12 protein-coding genes are annotated in these 18,853 nt (G+C 34.8%); 2 read left to right on the top strand and 10 right to left on the bottom strand.

The annotated features are described in order from the left end of the window. Positions 1 to 16 precede the first annotated feature (16 nt). The 10 genes from HM987_RS12515 to HM987_RS12470 form a co-directional block, all read right to left on the bottom strand. Positions 17 to 1,423: a tetratricopeptide repeat protein gene (locus HM987_RS12515; RefSeq protein ID WP_179008403.1), complete on the bottom strand. Its 1,407-nt coding sequence runs from the start codon at positions 1,421 to 1,423 to the stop codon at positions 17 to 19. A gap of 161 nt (positions 1,424 to 1,584) precedes the next feature. Then, complete coding sequence (locus tag HM987_RS12510; RefSeq protein WP_179008402.1) at positions 1,585 to 2,760, bottom strand: aspartate aminotransferase family protein; 1,176 nt, start codon at positions 2,758 to 2,760, stop codon at positions 1,585 to 1,587. Then, positions 2,761 to 4,578 (bottom strand): OstA-like protein, encoded by a 1,818-nt coding sequence (locus tag HM987_RS12505; RefSeq protein ID WP_179008401.1) that lies wholly within the window; start codon positions 4,576 to 4,578, stop codon positions 2,761 to 2,763. Between the two features lie 181 nt (positions 4,579 to 4,759). Beyond that, positions 4,760 to 6,040, bottom strand: a complete 1,281-nt coding sequence (locus HM987_RS12500; protein WP_179008400.1) for an adenylosuccinate synthase — start codon at positions 6,038 to 6,040, stop codon at positions 4,760 to 4,762. Between the two features lie 12 nt (positions 6,041 to 6,052). Next, positions 6,053 to 6,505, bottom strand: a complete 453-nt coding sequence (locus tag HM987_RS12495; protein WP_179008399.1) for a Fur family transcriptional regulator — start codon at positions 6,503 to 6,505, stop codon at positions 6,053 to 6,055. Positions 6,506 to 6,755: 250 nt separating this feature from the next. Continuing rightward, positions 6,756 to 8,963 (bottom strand): RelA/SpoT family protein, encoded by a 2,208-nt coding sequence (locus tag HM987_RS12490; protein WP_179008398.1) that lies wholly within the window; start codon positions 8,961 to 8,963, stop codon positions 6,756 to 6,758. A 152-nt stretch (positions 8,964 to 9,115) separates the two neighbouring features. After that, positions 9,116 to 9,499, bottom strand: coding sequence for a VOC family protein (locus tag HM987_RS12485; protein ID WP_179008397.1), 384 nt, complete (start codon positions 9,497 to 9,499; stop codon positions 9,116 to 9,118). Positions 9,500 to 9,653: 154 nt separating this feature from the next. After that, positions 9,654 to 10,130 (bottom strand): SET domain-containing protein, encoded by a 477-nt coding sequence (locus HM987_RS12480; RefSeq protein WP_179008396.1) that lies wholly within the window; start codon positions 10,128 to 10,130, stop codon positions 9,654 to 9,656. Positions 10,131 to 10,237: 107 nt separating this feature from the next. Beyond that, positions 10,238 to 11,470, bottom strand: a complete 1,233-nt coding sequence (locus HM987_RS12475) for a M48 family metallopeptidase (RefSeq protein WP_179008395.1) — start codon at positions 11,468 to 11,470, stop codon at positions 10,238 to 10,240. Between the two features lie 131 nt (positions 11,471 to 11,601). After that, positions 11,602 to 12,399: a TrmH family RNA methyltransferase gene (locus HM987_RS12470; RefSeq protein WP_179008394.1), complete on the bottom strand. Its 798-nt coding sequence runs from the start codon at positions 12,397 to 12,399 to the stop codon at positions 11,602 to 11,604. 138 nt (positions 12,400 to 12,537) lie between these two features. Here HM987_RS12470 and HM987_RS12465 point away from each other — a divergent pair, with 138 nt between their 5' ends. Both HM987_RS12465 and HM987_RS12460 read left to right on the top strand, forming a co-directional pair. Next, positions 12,538 to 14,847, top strand: a complete 2,310-nt coding sequence (locus tag HM987_RS12465; protein ID WP_179008393.1) for a DUF7619 domain-containing protein — start codon at positions 12,538 to 12,540, stop codon at positions 14,845 to 14,847. Positions 14,848 to 15,063: 216 nt separating this feature from the next. Continuing rightward, a complete protein-coding gene (locus HM987_RS12460; protein WP_179008392.1) occupies positions 15,064 to 18,720 on the top strand; it encodes a DUF7619 domain-containing protein in 3,657 nt (1,218 codons plus the stop codon). Positions 18,721 to 18,853: the final 133 nt, after the last annotated feature.

Raw genomic sequence — 18,853 nt, 5'->3', positions numbered from 1 at the left:
TAAGGTATGATTTTTTTTAGTTCGACATCTTTTTAGCGTCTGAAATTATCGCCTTAACCAATGGCTTTTCCGTGAGTTGTGGAAATAATTCCGAAATAATAAAACTGTAGTCAATATTAAGACAGGTAGCGTTTTTAAGATGGAAACGCCCTTCTTCAGATTGATGTACCGTGAAATAAAGACCAGCTAAACGGTATTCGATTTCAGCATTTTCTGGGTAGAATTCTGTAGTTTGAATAAGATTAAAAATAGCAGCTTCATATTCGCCTAAAGATGTCAGAATATCAGCACGATCCAACCACGTGTCTAATTCGTAATTACCCAATTCCAAAGTACGTTTGTAACCACGTTCTGCTTCTTCAAGAAAGTTTAAACGTTTGTTTATCGTGGCATATAATTTCCAATACAATACATTTTCGCCATCGATATTGACCGCTTTATTGATATAATACAAAGCTTTTTGATAGTTGACACGTTTCATGTAAAATTTGGTAATCGCAATCCAGCCTTTATCTAATAAAGGATCTTCGTCAATGGTTTTTTTGAAAAATTGAATTGCTAAATCTTCTTGACCAAGTTTTGAATAACATTGACCAATACGCAAAAGAGCAAATGACGTTGGGTCGTCTAATGCTAAAGTGATTTTGTAATTTTCAATGGCATTATCGTATTGTTTCAACTTCTCTAAAACCTTACCTTTTTCTAAGTAAGCCCCAACAAAAGTATCATCGGAAATAATGGCGAAATCCAAAGCCGCATTGGCTTTTGCATACTCCTTAATTTCAAAATATTGTCGGCCTAATTGTTGCCAGGCGACTTCGCAATAGGGGTTGGTGTCTAAAAAGGTGTTGAGATACGTAATAGCTTCCTCATTTTTATTCAAGAAATCATAACAATACACAATATTATGAAGTGCAGAATAATCCATAGTATCACTTTCCAAGCACTTTTTGAAATAAATGATGGCATTTTCAAATTGATCCAAAAACAAATATTCCATACCAACCAAGGCATACAAATCTGCATCATCTTCTGGCGAGTTGGACATTTCAATGGCAATTAAAAGGGTGTCTATAGCCTTTTGATGTTCGTCCTGTTTAGATAAAACATTGGCCTTTTGAATGAATATTTCTTCATTATTGGGTTCAATATTATGAAGTCTATCCAAAAGGTCATCGGCTTCTATAAATTTATTCTCAATCACCAATATTTCAACTTGAAACAATCTTAGGTTGATGGATGTTGGGTGTTGTTCCAAACCTAATTTTATTGCACGTTTAGAAAGTGCAATCTTACCATTTTCAAGATAGTGGTGTATGATATTTTCAAATTCGGCTGAATCAAAGAACAAAATGTCATTGGTCTTTAACATGGACTCGAATCGAGTTAGAGGGAAATTTTCGTCTTCGTGACTGTTTTGCATAAAAGGATTAATAGTTCACGAGAATAAAATTACAGTTATACTTTGCGTTTCGTCGATTTTTAAATGAATGTTTTTAACAAAGTAGTTAACATTGAAATGATACTGCAATTGAACTAATTTAAAAAACTGGTTTGTAGTTGTTTATAAGTATTATAATATATTTAAATTGTATCCAGTATTGACTTAATAATACCGCAACCTTTAATTATTTCTTCGTTTGAAATGGTCAAAGGCGGTGTAATTCGGATGGCTTTAGGTTCAAAAAGCAACCAAAATAATATTAATCCATGCTCTTGGGCTTTCAAAATAACCTCATTTGTAAGTTCTGAATTTTCGGTAAACGCCGCCAACATTAATCCACGACCTCTAATGACTTTGATATGTTTATGCTGAAGATGTTGCCTGAATAACTGTTCCTTTTCCAAGGCTTCTGCCATAAGATTGGATTCTGTTATTTCCTTCAAAGTGGCTAAAGCTGCAGCCGCAATAACCGGATTGCCACCAAAGGTTGTGATATGGCCAAGTTTTGGATTATCACTCAACGTGTCCATCATTTTTTTTGAAGCGGTAAATGCTCCAATCGGTAAACCACCACCTAAGCCTTTGCCTGTAACCACAATATCTGGTTGGCAGTTATAATTCTCAAATCCGAACAGTTTTCCCGTTCTGCCAATGCCAGGTTGGATTTCATCTAATATAAAAACGGCACCAACTGAGTTACAACGTTGCTGTACTTTCGCTAAATAATTATCAGTAGGTTCAATAAAACCAGCGCCTCCTTGGATGGTTTCTAAGATTACTGCAGCCGTTTTTTCTGTAATCTGAAGTAAATCGTTTTCAGAATTGAATGCAATATGTTTTATATCTGGAATTAATGGCAAAAAAGGCTGTTTGCGTTCTTCATAATCCATAAGACTCAACGAGCCCATGGTATTGCCATGATAGGCGTTTTTTGCAGCAATGATTTCTGAGCGTCCTGTAAATCGTCGTGCTAATTTTAAACTACCTTCAATAGCTTCTGTTCCCGAATTTACTAAATAAGTGGATTCTAACGGTTCTGGTAAATGCTTTGCTAATAATTTTGATAGGTCAACAGCTGGTTTTTGAGCATACTCGCCATAAACCATCACATGTAAATATTTATCTAATTGTTTTTTTACGGCATCGACCACTTTTGGATGTGAATGTCCTAAGCTACATGCAGAAACACCTGCAACAAAATCGAGATAAGCTTTGCCGTTCGTGTCATAAATATAAGAACCTTTGGCATGGCTAATTTCCATCGCTAAAGGATGAGGCGTGGTTTGGGCTTGATATTTAAAAAAGTCTGATTTCAATTAATCTTGTTCTTTTTCAATTTTTTGTTTTAAAGGTTTTGCTTTCATAGGTTCTACCTTTTTAAGCGTAGAATTTAAAGGTGCAACAGATGGCTTTTTTGGCAAATTACGCGCCGCTTTATTTGGTGCATTTGGTGATGCCTTTCCTGCTTCTTCAACGCGTTCTGTAACATCATCATCAATAAAAGCTTCAGGTGGAACGTAATCGTCCAAACCTTTTATTATTGGTAAATCTAAAGGCGGATCGTCTTTAAATAAATCCTCAACAGACATTGGCCGTTCTTCGCCGCGCCAATCGAAACCTCTGAATCGTTTTGCACTATTGGGGAATTCATCTTCAGGAAAAATATTACCATCAATTTGGTTAATGAATCTAACTTCGTCAACAATTTGGTCAATAATTTTGACATTGATACTGCCAGATTTCGACTTTTGAATGCCGATCAATTCATTCTCATCATTTCTCAAATAACGAATGGTTTCCGCATTTTTGATCACATCCACATTGTAAAGTTCATTATCCCTGAACAATCCAATTAAGCGTTGCCCTTTTATTTGGTTGAAACCATCTTCGCTCAAGGTATCTTTACTGACTAAAAAGGCATTGTCAAATACCTTTAAGGAATCGAGTTGTTCGGTTTTTACATTGGAAATTAAATGGATAGTGTCGCCTGTCATTTGGTTCCCTATATTCCAAAGTGCTGGTTTTCGTTTTATGGCAAAGGCATCATCAGAACTAAATCTACTGAGATTTAGCATTTGGGTCAGTCCGTTTTTATGATCTACGTGAATGGAATCTGATTTCCCGGCTAAATCACTTTTGTACAATCTGGCATTATAATAAGCCCGAGTAATACGGTGTTCAGGTTTGCCAGTAACCATCAATGTATCGGCATGCATATACACTGAATCTTTTTCTTGAACCGTTATAGCCAAGGCGCGTTTGGTAATATACATGGAATCTTTGGCGCGCCAGACTTCGGCATAATGTCCTTTTACAATGCTATTATTTAAAGTATCTGTAACGGTAATATTATTGGTGGCAGAGGCAAAATTTTTGTTGTGATCAAAAAATAAACTGTCGCCTTCAACGGTTCGGTTATCATAATCGATTTTTGCATTGCGCTGAAAATTACCAATATCATTATTGGTGTCGTAAAAACCGCGTTCACAATAAATTTTACTGGTTTCTCCAGTGATGGTTGAAGGCCCAAAAAGGTAGGCATGTCCATTTTCAGTAAAGAAATCAAGGCGTTCAGTGTTTAATGTGTAATCTGGATTTACAAGGACCACATCTTTTATAAATTGGTACTTGCTCGTATTGGTATAGTAGCGACCAATTTGACTTGTAATAGTCCCTGAAGAATCCCTAACTACCGTGCCTTTAGACTTGTAATAGGCTTGTTGCTTTACTCTGTCAAAATATAAGGTGTCTGTTTTTAAAGTTGATTGCGGTTCGGTTAAAACCACATCGCCTCTGGCAATAGACAATTGTGTTTTTCCGCTATATTCTAAATATTTGGCCACCATATTTATGGTATCGCCTTGCTTCATATTCACGTTACTATAGGCTTCAATAAAATCTTGATCTTCGTAGTAAACGGCTTTGTCGCAAAACAAATCAGCGCCTTTGTGAATAAAATGGACTTGTTTGGATTTATCTCTAAGAAACACCAAAGCACCATCTTTTACGTTTGGATCTGTTGACGTGTTCCCAGAGTATTTGACGGTTATGGTTTGTTTTTCTTGAGCATTGCTAAAAAATACAATCGAAAAGCAAAAGAGAACTAATAAATTCTTAAAATGTTTCAAAGACATATATTTTTCACAAAATAACACTTATTAGATTTGCTTTAGTATGTGTTAACGTTTTTTTTAACAGAGTAATTTAGTAAGACCTCACAAGTTTCAGAAACTTTGAGGTCTTAAGAAGGATTGTTAAAGTGTTATAATTTGCAAATAGTCACTTAGAATGCTAAATGTATCAATACAAAATGAATTAAACCGTTTTACGAATAATCGTCTGCTTACGATCTGGCCCAACAGAAACAATGGTAATAGGAATGTGCAATTCGTTTTCTAAAAACTCAACGTAAGCATTCAGGTTTTCCGGTAATTGCGAGGCTTCTGTCATTCCGGTTAAATCGGCTGCCCAACCTTTTACTTCCGTATACACAGGTGTGACGTTCTGTTCTTCGATATTATAAGGTAAATGTGTAATTTCTTCGCCTTTGTATTTATAGGCTGTACAAACTTTTAGGGTTTTAAAACCTGAAAGTACATCACCTTTCATCATAATCAGTTGTGTGACACCATTGACTTGGCAAGCATAGCGCAAAGCCACTAAATCTAGCCATCCACAACGTCTCGGACGACCTGTAGTTGCACCAAATTCGTTACCGACCTTGGCCATTGTTTCGCCGTCTTTATCAAACAATTCTGTTGGAAATGGTCCAGAACCCACACGAGTTGTATAAGCTTTAAATATCCCGAAAACCTCGCCAATTTGGTTAGGTGCGACTCCCAATCCTGTACAAGCACCTGCAGCCGTTGTGTTAGAAGATGTGACGAATGGATACGTTCCAAAATCAATATCCAATAAGGAACCTTGCGCGCCTTCTGCTAGAATAGATTTTCCAGAAAGTTGCGCTTGGTGGACATATTCTTCAGAATCAATAAATTTCAAACCTTTTAAAGTTTCAATGGCGTTGAAGAAATCCGCTTCCAATTCTTTTAAATCATATTGAATATCTACGTTGTAAAACGCAATCATGGCTTCGTGCTTATCTGCTAAAGCTCTGTATTTGTCTTTCCAATCCGCTAATTCTATATCACCAACTCTAATCCCGTTTCTTCCGGTTTTGTCCATATATGTTGGACCAATTCCTTTTAGGGTAGAGCCTATTTTTGCTTTGCCTTTTGAAGCTTCACTCGCAGCATCCAATAAGCGATGCGTAGGTAGAATAATATGTGCTTTTCGCGAAATGCAAAGTGATTTTTTATAATCAACATTTTGTTCTGCTAATTTATCAAGTTCTTTTTTGAAAATAACAGGATCAATAACTACACCATTACCAACAAGGTTCACTTTACCTTCATGAAAAATTCCGGAAGGAATGGTATGCAACACATGTTTTTTGCCGTTAAATACTAAAGTATGTCCTGCGTTTGGACCACCTTGAAATCGTGCAATAATATCATATTTAGAGGTAAATACATCGACAATTTTTCCTTTGCCTTCGTCTCCCCATTGTAATCCAAGTAGTAAATCTACTGCCATTTTAAAATTGAGTTAGTCGTCTTTTTTACGGTTACCGTAAAAATATAGTGAATGATTAGTTATCTGAATATCAAAAACCTCTTCGATGGTTTTTTTGATGGATTGAATGCGTGGATCACAAAATTCTATCACCTCGCCTGTGTCTGTAAGAATGACATGATCGTGGTTTTTATCGAAATATGATTTTTCGTAATGTGCTTGGTTTTGTCCAAATTGATGTTTGCGCACCAAAGCACATTCCAAAAGCAATTCTATGGTATTATAAAGCGTCGCCCGACTTACACGATAGTTTTTATTCTTCATTTTGATATATAAGGATTCAATATCAAAATGCTCTTCACTATCATAGATTTCTTGAAGTATAGCGTAGCGCTCAGGAGTTTTCCTGTGGCCTTTATCTTCTAAGAACTGTGTAAAAACGCGTTTTACAATTTCCTGATTACTTTCTTCTGTGGTTACATTCATAATTAAACAGCAAATTTACGGAAATTTTAAATGATTTGGATTATAAAAAGACCCTATTAACATCGAAAGAAATGAACACCCTTTTAATAACTTTTATTTAAAGGATGAATATTGTTTAGTAGCAGTGGCAGCTCAAGTTACATCTTTTGAAATTCCTATTTTCAAATTTAGTGTCGCAAAGTATTTGAAGTAAAAAAGGTATTCGATACAATTTGTCGTTCTTCAAAATTACTCGAATGGACGAACATCATTATACTCTAGAGACCTTATCGATACCATTAATCTTTTTAAGTTTTTCAATTACCTTTTTCAACATGGTTTGATTTTTAACTTCTACAGTTATTTTTCCTGTAAAAACACCGTCATCACTAGAAAAACTCAGGCTTTTCATATTAACATGCATATGTTCTGAAATCAATTTTGTAATATGGTTGACCAATCCCATATCGTCAATTCCAGACAGGGTAATCTGCGATGTGTAAACTTGCTGAGATGAATCTATCCATTTGGCCTGTAAAATTCTGTAGGCATAATTAGATTGCAAACTTACCGCGTTAGGGCAATTCTTTTTGTGGATTTTTATGCCATCGTTAATCGTCAAGAATCCAAATACTTTATCTCCCGGAATTGGATTACAGCAATTCGCCAAAGTGTAATTAAGCGTTTCCTCTTCCTTACCAAAAACCAGCATATCATATCTAGACGTGATTTCTTCTTTATGAATATCTTTTGGAACTGTTGGTTTGTAAATTTTGTTTTTAAAATAACTGACAAAGGCATTGCTGCGCGAGGACGCAAAGGCTTTTAATTTTGTATTGTCTATAGTACCAATGCCAACACGGTAAAATAAATCCAATGAGGTGCTCAACTTAAAATAGCTCACCAATTCGTTAATTGAACTTTCGTTGAGCGCAATTTTTAATTGTTTTAACTTTCGTCTTAGAATTTCTTTGCCTTCTTCGGCTATAAGCTTTGTATCTTCGTTTAATGCCGATTTAATTTTACTTCGCGCTCTAGCTGTCGTTGCATAATCCAGCCAGTTGGCGTTTGGTTTTGCATTTTCCGACGTCATGATTTCAACCCGATCACCGCTTTGCAACTCATGGCTTAAAGGCACTAATTTGCCATTCACTTTCGCCCCTCGTGTCCTCATACCAACTTCAGTATGGATACTAAAAGCAAAATCTAACGGTGTTGCCCCTTTTGGAAGTGACTTTAAATCTCCTTTTGGCGAAAAGACAAAAATTTCCTTGGAATAAAGATTGAGTTTAAACTGTTCTACAAAATCCACTGCATCAGCCTCATTGTTTTCTAAAGCTTCTTGTAGTCGGTTGATCCATAAATCGAGATTGTCCTCTTTGTCATCCGCGTTTTTGTACTTATAATGTGCCGCATAACCTTTTTCGGCAATTTCATTCATACGTTCACTACGAATCTGAACTTCGACCCAACGGCTTTTTGGGCCTACAACGGTAATATGAAGGGCTTCGTAACCTGTGGATTTTGGCGAAGAAATCCAGTCCCGAAGTCGGATTGGGTTAGGCGTAAAATGATCAGTAACGATGGAATAGATTTTCCAGGCTAAGAATTTTTCATTGGCCAAATCTGATTTGTAAATAATTCTTACCGCAAATTTGTCATAGACTTCGTCAAAGGAAACTCCTTGTTTTACCATTTTTCTGCGAATGCTGAAAATGGATTTTGGTCGGCCTTTGATTTGGTAGTTTAGACCCTCTGTATTTAAGGAGTCTTCAATGACTTTAGAAAACGCTTTGATATACGCATCCTGATCTTCCTTACTGTCCTTTATTTTTTCTAGAATATCGCTATAGACTTCGGGCTCGGTATATTTCAATCCTAGATCCTCGAGTTCGGTTTTTATATTGTAAAGCCCGATTCTGTGAGCTAACGGCGCATAAATGTATAAGGTTTCCGATGCAATTTTAACTTGCTTGTCTGATCGCATGGAGTCCATAGTTTGCATATTGTGCAAACGATCCGCGATTTTTATAATGATAACTCTAACATCATCATTTAAGGTCAATAGCATTTTCCTGAAATTCTCGGCTTGTAAAGACACGTCCATATCTTTTTTAAGCGAAGAAATTTTGGTAAGTCCATCGACAATTCTGGCAATGGTTTCCCCAAAAAGGCGTTCCATGTCGTCAATAGTATATTCAGGATTGTCTTCAACCACATCATGTAACAAAGCAGCAGCGATGGATGTGGCATCCATTCCAATTTCTTGTGCTACAATTTTAGCCACAGCAATAGGGTGGAAAATATACGCCTCGCCAGATTTACGTCGCTGGTCCTTGTGCGCATCCAATGCGACCTCAAATGCATGACGAATTAATTTCTTATCGTCATCAGTCAAGGTCTGATAGCTTACTTTGAGTAATTCCTTGTAAGCTTTAGCAATGGCTTTATTTTCTTTTTCGATGGCTTCCTCAGTCATAGAACTAAAGTAGTAAAATGGTTTTTAATGAGCAATGTAATTATAGGGCTAATTTGAAAATTATAAGGAATTTCGTGGAAATGCGAGTTTTGTTGGTTTAGGCACTTGCGGCAAAAGCCTAGAAGAGATGTGGTCACTATTTAATAATTATATTAGTAATCATCATTTATTTCAATCCAATAGCCATTTGGGTCTTGAAAGTAGACTTGATTAATCCCATCTTTTCGAATGTAATCTTTGTTCGGTGTGCCAAGCCAATCAGAGTAGTCAATTTTTAAAGCTTTCAGAGACTCGACAAATGAATTTAGGTCTGAAGTTGCTAAAGCAAAGTGAACGGCTTTATTAACTTTTATTTCAGAATTTGGGCGAGGTATCAAATGCAATTGTTTGCCATCTCCAAAAGATAACCATCTTGTTTTAGAGTCTGAAGCTGTATTCTCTATTTCTTTAAGTTGAAGTACCTTTTGATAAAATTCAATTGATTCGTTGACATCTTTTACGGAAAGTGCTATATGATTGAATGAAAAGGTATGCATTTAATGAAGGGATATTTTAATTTATAAAACTAGTATTTTTATTTCAATCATTTCCTGATGTCAAAATTTCAATAAGATTTGTTGGTTGAAAATTTTATAAAAGTTAAGTTGAAAGTTGGTAGAATCTATTATAAAATTTGACTGAGCAACGTGATCAGCCGTGTTTTTCCCAATAGGCTTTTCCATAATCACAAAATACTTCGTCACCACCTTTTATGTTTTTTAATGCTTTTATGCATACATTGTCATCCTCATCAAGACAAATTTCGGCATTGTTTTTAAATTTACCATTTGTGAAAGCTTCTGCGTCATTTGCATATTTAGCGTAACATTCGGTATGCATGCTATCTAAAATAGTATGGTCTAACAAGTTAATAAAATATTTGTCTTTGTTTAGTTGTGCTCTTTTTTGGGCTTCTTTTTTAGAAATAATCTCTCCATTAAATAGGGCAATGATTTCATCTTTGTAGATGTCTATTGCAGAGTATAGGCCTTTACCAGCATTTTTAATTTGAGAGGGTTTAATGTATAAATAATCTGACTCTGGTACTTCTATAGTGTCGGTTTGTGTACTTGGGATTTTCAATTTTTTGTAATTTCTTAATGGGTTTGTAACCAAGCTATTTGTCATAAACGCTTTCAGTTACAGTATTATTTATGCTTTTTTGATATGGATCATTTTAGCTCATTACATCAACATTTAACAAGTTAGTTGTGAATTTTTAGTAAGCCAGAGTTCTATTTCTTTAGATTCTGAACCCGTTCCAAAAGCGTAGGATGCGAATAATGCATAAATACATAGGCCTTGTGAGGTGTTAAATTACTTAAGCTGTTTTTAGATAGTTTTTTTAAGGACGTAATTAAAGGTTCAGGTTTAAAGGTGTTTTTGGCGTAATCATCAGCTTGATATTCAAACACCCTTGAGACGTAATTCATAATTAATCCTGTGAGTTCTGAAATAGGTGAGTAGAGCAATCCAAAGGCAATCAACCCAACATGAAAACTGGGTGTTTCTACTCCAATGGCATTGGATAATAAGGGGTTTGAAATAAATATAGATAAAATATAAAGTGTCAATCCGCTGAGTAGGATAGAGGTCGCTAAATTAAATATGATATGCTTTTTTTTATAATGTCCGACTTCATGCGCCAAAACGGCAACAATTTCTTCATCGTCTAAATCATTAACTAAAGTATCATAAAGCGTCACGCGTTTTTCACTTCCAAAACCAGAGAAATAGGCATTGGCTTTAGTGCTACGTTTTGAGCCGTCAATAACGAAGATTTTTTCAAGGTTAAAACCGACGGATTCCGCATAATTTGAAATTTTGTTTCGCAAATCACCATCTTCCAAAGGTGTTTGTTTGTTGAATAATGGGACAATGAGTTTAGCATAGAACATATTCATAAAAATCGTAAAAATGGTCACAATACCCCAAGTATATAGCCAAAACTGGTTTCCTGTAATTTGGTAAAACCAAACGATAAGCGCAATAATAGAGCCTCCAAGAATAATCATTAATAGTAAGCCTTTCAACTTGTCTAAAACAAAGGTTTTTTTAGTGGTTTTGTTAAATCCAAATTTCTCTTCAATCACAAAGGTTTTATAATAGCCAAAAGGTGTCGTGATTATATCGCTCGCAATCATAATGATGCCAAAGAATATTAAGGCGATTATAATTGGGTTTTCTGAATAGCTTCTAGCTATATTATCCACATATTCAAAACCGTCCAAGAGCAAGAATCCCAAAGTTAACACAAACGAAAACAAGGAGGTCCAAAGCCCGAATTTATAATTCACGGTTTTGTAGGCTTGTGATTTTTTGTATTCTGCTTCGTCGTATACATCCTTTAATTCCTCAGGAATTGGGTCATTATAATGTTTGGCGTTTATCGCATCAAGAATTTTGTCTTTAACAAAGTTGATGACGATGATGGCTATGATGATGTAGAATAGGGTTTGTGCTGTCATTGATAGTTTAAAGGTTTCCGTCACATCGAGTGAAATTTCTGTTTAGAAATTTTGTATCGAGAAGCTTAGGGTAATAATGGCACTTGATACAATTTTCTCGTTCCTCAAAAATCACACGAACTGACGTGATGTTATTTAAAATTTCGCTGTCTTTTCGCCTCAAAAATAAGAATTCCTGCGGCAACGGACACATTCATGGAATCAATAACACCTTGCATTGGTATGCTGATGTTTTTTGTGGCCGCTTTTCGCCAGGCATCTGTTAGTCCTGTAGCTTCTGTGCCAACCACTAATGCCGTGGGTAAGGTGTAATCTTGAGTGTGATACGGTTCAGATTCCTGTAAAATTGCAGAGAAAATATTGAAATTGTATTTTTTAAGAAATGTTATGGCTTCTTCAGAACTAGCCATCGCAATTTCTGTTGTAAAGACACAACCAACACTAGAGCGAATGATATTAGGATTATAGAGGTCGGATTTTGGATTCGCAATAATAACCGCATCAACATTGGCAGCATCAGCAGTTCGTAACAATGCACCAATATTACCTGGTTTTTCAGGTGCTTCCGCTACCAAGATTAAAGGGTTTTTAGATTCGAGTTTCAAATTTTCAAGGTCATGCTTTTTTGAGTTGACCATGGCAATAACACCTTCTGTGGTGTCTCGATGTGCCAACTTTTGAAAGACCTCTTTTGAGATTTCGATGATTTCAATGCCATAACTACTCATTGCTTTAGCTTCACTTTCTGAAAATAAATCGGGAAAAAACAATAAAGTGTCTATCCTGTAACCGCCTTTAATAGCTAATGATAATTCACGTTTGCCTTCAATTAAAAATTGATTGGATTTTTTACGCTGCCTGGATTTGTCTTTTAACAGAACAAGTTCCTTTATTAATGGGTTTTGTGAGCTTGAAATAATTTTGAACATGAAAGATTTTATAGAAAACTAAAATACGTTAAATATTACTTTATTTTTAAAAATTAGCACATCAAAGTAGGAAAAAACAATGTTCACTTGTTTTAATTATAGTTAAAGCGATTTTTAATTTATTAAATACAACCCATTATGAAAAAACAATTACTAGTTCTTATTTTATGCTTTTTATCTTTTGGTCTCATTGCTCAAGTTGCAAACCAGCCAAGTGATTTTATCATTTGCGATGATGGATTTAATGATGGGAGTGCAGAATTTGACTTAACCCAAAAAGATGCTGAAATATTGCAGAGTCAAGATCCTGTGAATTATACGGTAAGCTATTACGAATCTGAAGCAAATGCTTTAGCTGGTACTGAAGAGATAACTGTTCCATTTACCAATTATACAAACCCACAGACTATTTATGCAACGGTAACGGATAATAGTACAGGTAATTTTGATATTACCAATTTCGACTTAATTGTGAATCCAGGTCCAGAAATTAATCAACAACTTGAACTTATTGCTTGTAGCTTTGATGGCAGTGGCTTTGGAGAATTCGATTTAACACAGGCGACACAAATTATTATTGGTACTCAAACGGAAATATCAGTTACCTACTACGAAACAGAAGATGATGTTGAAAGTGCAATAAATCCAATTACGAATTTAAATTCATATTATAATACTACACCAAATTACCAATTACTTTATGTAAGAGCGGAAAGTAATGTTACAGGTTGTTTTACTATTGGTTATTTGAATTTGATTGTTTCTGGAGTTGCCCCATTAGCGGAAATATCTGATTATGTGATTTGTGATGATGTGCAAGATGGAGTTGCCGAATTTGATTTGTACACAAAAGATAGCGAAGCTCTTGTAGGTCAGAATGATTTCGAAATTTTTGTGTCTTATTATTTAACAGAAGCTGATGCCCTAAATCAAACAAATGCTTTACCATATGTTTACACAAATGTTTTTAACCCACAAACCATTTATGTTGCTGTGTCCGATTATTTCGGCTGTAATGTTGAAATACAAGAATTTGATCTCATTGCAGATCAATGTGATGATACAGGATTAATTAGCATGAATGCCTTTATTGATACTAATACCAATGATGACTTTGATATTGGTGAGCCTAATTTTACTTATGGTTCTTTTACTTATGAGAAAAACGACGACGGTGTAATTAATGTTGTGAATTCTTCTAATGGCAGCTTCACTATTTTTAGTACGGAGCCAAACGATACTTATGATATTACATTTAGTGTGAATCCAGAATTCATGGATTGCTATTCGCAAAATGTAATGGTTTTTAATGACATTAGTGTTGCGTTAGGTGAAATAGAACAATTTTATTTTCCAGTTGAAGATAATTTAACCTGTGAAGATTTAGGGGTTTATCTCCTAAATCCTTCAGCATCTCCAAGGCCAGGATTTGAACATACTAATTTGCTCATTATAGAAAATTTGAGTGGTACTGAGATCGCATCAGGTTCTGTAGAATTCACACTTGATGATGATTTACAAATTAACAGTACTATTGCCAGTGACACTAATATGAATATCACTACTACCGCAACAGGATTTACAGTGGATTTTACAAATTTAGGTGCTGGAGAATCCGAAACCGTTACTGTTACATTGTTGTGTCCTGCAACTGTGAGTTTAGGCGATGTAGTAACCAATTCAGTAATCTACACCACAAGTAGCAATGATAGTTTTGTAGAGAACAACAGTTCTCAATTATCTGAAACCGTTATAGGTGCATACGATCCAAATGATAAAATGGAAGCTCATGGTCCACAAATTCTATACGACGATTTTGTGACCTCAGACGAATATTTGTTCTATACGATTAGGTTCCAAAATGTAGGAACGGCAGAAGCCATAAATGTTAGGATCGAAGATGTTCTAGATAGCCAATTGGATGAAAGCACCTTCCAGATGTTACGTTCCAGCCATGATTATGTGGTCACAAGAACAGCTAACAGTTTAGAATGGAATTTTGAAAATATCAATTTACCTGCAGAACAAGATGACTCAGAAGGCAGTAATGGTTACGTTTATTTTAAAATAAAGCCAAATGCTGGTTATGCTGTTGGTGATATTATTGAAAATTCAGCAGCTATTTATTTCGATTTTAACGATCCTATAATTACTAATACGTTTCAGACCGAATTTGTGGAAACATTATCTGTAGGAGATTTTGAAAACAGTAGTTTTAGATTATTTCCAAATCCAGCACAAGATGAGGTGACCATTCAATTAGCAAATTCTAATTTTGGAACTACAAAAGTGGATATTTACAGCATTCAGGGCAAATTAGTTTTAAAAGACATGAAGCTTGAAACGAATACTTCAACAATAGATATTTCCAATTTAGAAAGTGGATTTTATTTTGTGGAGTTGACTTTTGAGAACGCTTCTAGAGTTCAGAAATTAGTTGTAGATTAAGATTAAAATTAAAATAATTAATAGTTAAAGCTTCAGATAACCTCTGAAGCTTTCTTATTATTAGAGATTAAACGAAACTTTAAAGGCTTTCTTTGAATTCAAAATCTGGGTTGAAATATGTTATAATTAAAAATAACTGTATTTTTTGACGCAACCATTTCAAGTAAATACCATCTAAATACTAGAATATTTAACTTCTAACTAAAAAATCAACCTATGAAAAAACAATTACACATTCTTCTACTATTCTTAACATTATCAATTACAACTTTTGCGCAAATAGCCAACCAACCTAATGATTTGAATGTTTGTGATGCTGATAATGATGGTTATTCTCAATTCGATTTAACTTATTTAGATGCTGAAATATTAGATAGTCAAGATCCAGTAGATTATACTGTTACTTATCACGAAACTCAAGCTGATGCTGAGAATGGAACTAATGCATTGGCGTCTCCGTATAATAATATTGTTTCAAATATTCAAACTGTATTTATAAGAGTTGAGGAAAACAGTTCAGGTAATGCAGACACAACTACAGTCAATTTAATTGTTAATCCTGCACCAACATCTACGCAACCAACACCATTAGAAGTTTGTGATCTTGATAATTCTGGAGATGAACAACAAGCCTTTGATTTAACTATAAAAAATTCTGAGATATTAAATGGGCAGACAAATGTTTCTCTAGCATATTATTTAAGTGAAAATGATGCATTATCAAACTCAAATATTATTTCAAACCCTACACAATTTACTAATATTGTTTCGCCGCAAACTATTTATGCAAGAGTAACAAATAGTAATACAGGTTGTTTTTCAGTTGTGAATTTTGATGTTGTAGTTAATCTTCTACCGTCGATAGTGTCACCAACAGCCTTGATACTTTGTGATTTTAACAACCCAGGAGATGGCAAAGAAATCTTTATATTAGAAGATGTTCATGCAAAAATTTTAAACGGACAAACAGGCATTACATTAACACATTATGAAACTCAAGTAGATGCAGAAAATAATGTTAATCCTATCTCTTCGCCTTACACAAATAGTACTCCATATATTCAAACTATTTATGTGAGAGCAACAGATGATATAACAGGTTGTTTTGCGGTTGTGAATTTTGATATTGTAGTTGATCCTTTACCGTCGATAGTGTCACCAACACCTTTGGTAGCTTGTGATGAAGATGGAGATGGATATGCGAGTTTTAATCTTTTTTTAAAGGACGATGAAATTATAAATGGACAAACCAATGTTGTAGTTACGTATCATGAAACCCTTAGCGATGCCGAAAACGGTCTCAATGCTCTCAACTCAACATATATGAATAGTGTTCAATCCGTACAGACTATTTATGCAACCTTAGCAAATCTAAATGGCTGTGGCTCGGCAACTCAAAGTTTTGATCTTGTTGTAGATCCAACTTGTATGCCATGCCAAGCCATAACAGCATCTATAGATAGTACTGTTCCGGAAATCAATGCTTCTGGATTTGTGGTTACGCAACCAAATGAGGAAGTGAGTTTTACAGGAAGTGCCACATTTTCTGATGATGCAACAGATGCAAACTATAATTGGGATTTTGGCGACGGAAATACTGCTACAGGAACGAACGTTACTAATACTTACAACGAATTGGGCAACTATACGGTAACCTTATCAGTTCAAGATACTAACCCTATTGGTTGTATGGAATCTACAACGATTTCTGTTATTGTGGTTGAGCCATTTGTGTCTATCAATAACGAAGTTCATCAAGAATCCTATTATTCGCCAGAAGAATTGGTAACTAATATATTAGTCGCTAATGGCTGTTATCCTGTTAGCATTTTTTCTTCGCAAACCAATGGCAATCCTGATGACATTGATACCAAAAATTATGGCTATTTTAATGCGGAAAATGCTACAAACTTTCCTTTTGAAGAAGGTATTGTTTTAACAACAGGTGTTGCGTCATTAGGAGGTAATACCTTAAATAATACTTTAGTTTCGAATAACAACGCACAAGCTGGAGATGTAGATTTAGAAACAGCATTAAATTTAACCAATACAAATGATGCGGCTTTTATAAAATTCAATTTCGTACCAATCTCTGATGAGTTTAGCTTCAGATATCTTATGGCATCAGAAGAATATGATGGTACTACTGAGTGTATTTTTTCAGATGGTTTTGCTTTCTTGTTGAGGGAAGTTGGTGCGACAGAATATATAAACTTAGCTGTTTTACCTGATGGTTCACCAGTAAACGTGACTAACATAAATAACTCTAATACATGTCCTAGTAATTCAGAGTTTTTTGAAGGCTATAATATTGGTAATACCAATTATGGAGGTAGAACAACGGTTTTAACGGCTTCTGCCACAGTTGTGCCTGGTGCTACGTACGAAATTAAATTGGTTGTTGCAGACAAAGGAGATAGTATTTGGGATTCTGCAATTTTTATAGAAGCTGGCAGCTTTAATTTAGGAGAAAATCCCTGTGAAGAAATTGGGTTTATTGACGTAAAAGCATTTAACGATACCAATTCGAACGCGATATTTGATTCCGATGAATCCTTCTTTACAAATGGGTTTTTTACTTATGAGAAAAACGATGATGGGATTATAAACAATGTAAACACTTCTACAGGTAATTTTTCAATTTTAAGTACAGATGAGAATGATGAATACAGCATTTCTTTTAATGTATATGATATTTATGAAGATTGCTACACTACTACAGTAACCACTATCGACGCTATAACTGTAGCGAGTGAAAACGTAGTCAATGTCGATTTTCCTGTAACGGACACACAAGTATGCGAAGATGTGGCGGTTTATCTTGTGAACCCATTTGCGTCACCAAGACCTGGGTTTGACTTAACTAATCAAATCGTTTTGGAAAATTTAAGCAGTTTTCCGGTTAGTTCTGGAACTATTGAATTTACCTTAGATGATGCATTGAACATTAACAATGTCTTCAATTTAAACCCTAACTATACAATGACAACTACAGCAACTGGATTTACCATTGATTTTGTGAATTTAGAAGCTGGAACAAGTGAAATTATAGAAGTTGATATGAATTGTCCAACATCTGTGGAATTAGGTGAATTATTGACAAACTCGGTAAGCTATACCACAATTAGCAATGATGTTTTTGTGGAAAACAACAGCTCCCAATTATCCGAAACCGTTATAGGTGCATACGATCCAAATGATAAAATGGAAGCTCATGGTCCACAAATTCTATACGACGATTTTGTGACCTCAGACGAATATTTGTTCTATACGATTAGGTTCCAAAATGTAGGAACGGCAGAAGCCATAAATGTTAGGATCGAAGATGTTCTAGATAGCCAATTGGATGAAAGCACCTTCCAGATGTTACGTTCCAGCCATGATTATGTGGTCACAAGAACAGCTAACAGTTTAGAATGGAATTTAGAAAATATCAATTTACCTGCAGAACAAGATGACTCAGAAGGCAGTAATGGTTACGTTTATTTTAAAATAAAGCCAAATGCTGGTTATGCTGTTGGTGATATTATTGAAAATTCAGCAGCTATTTATTTCGATTTTAACGATCCTATAATTACTAATACGTTTCAGACCGAATTTGTGGAAACATTATCTGTAGGAGATTTTGAAAACAGTAGTTTTAGATTATTTCCAAATCCAGCAAAAGATGAGGTGACCATTCAATTAGCAAATTCTAATTTCGGAACTACAAAAGTGGATATTTACAACATTCAAGGTAAAGTAGTTTTAAAAGACATGAAGCTTGAAACGAATACTTCAACTATAGATATTTCCAATTTAGAAAGTGGATTTTATTTTGTGGAGTTGACTATTGGAAAAAGGTCAACGATTCAAAAATTAATGGTTAAATAAATTGAATTAAAATTTAATAGAAAAGCTTCAGATAATTTCTGGAGCTTTTTAACAAGAATATTTCAGACATTATGGATAAGTTTTAAATATGTAGTTTTTCTACGCAACCTTTTCGACATAATCACATCTTAAC

Origin of the sequence: Winogradskyella forsetii (genome assembly GCF_013394595.1) — a bacterium.
GTDB lineage: Bacteria > Bacteroidota > Bacteroidia > Flavobacteriales > Flavobacteriaceae > Winogradskyella > Winogradskyella forsetii.
Note: the sequence above shows the minus strand (reverse complement) of the source record. Positions and strands in the feature narration are given on the sequence as shown.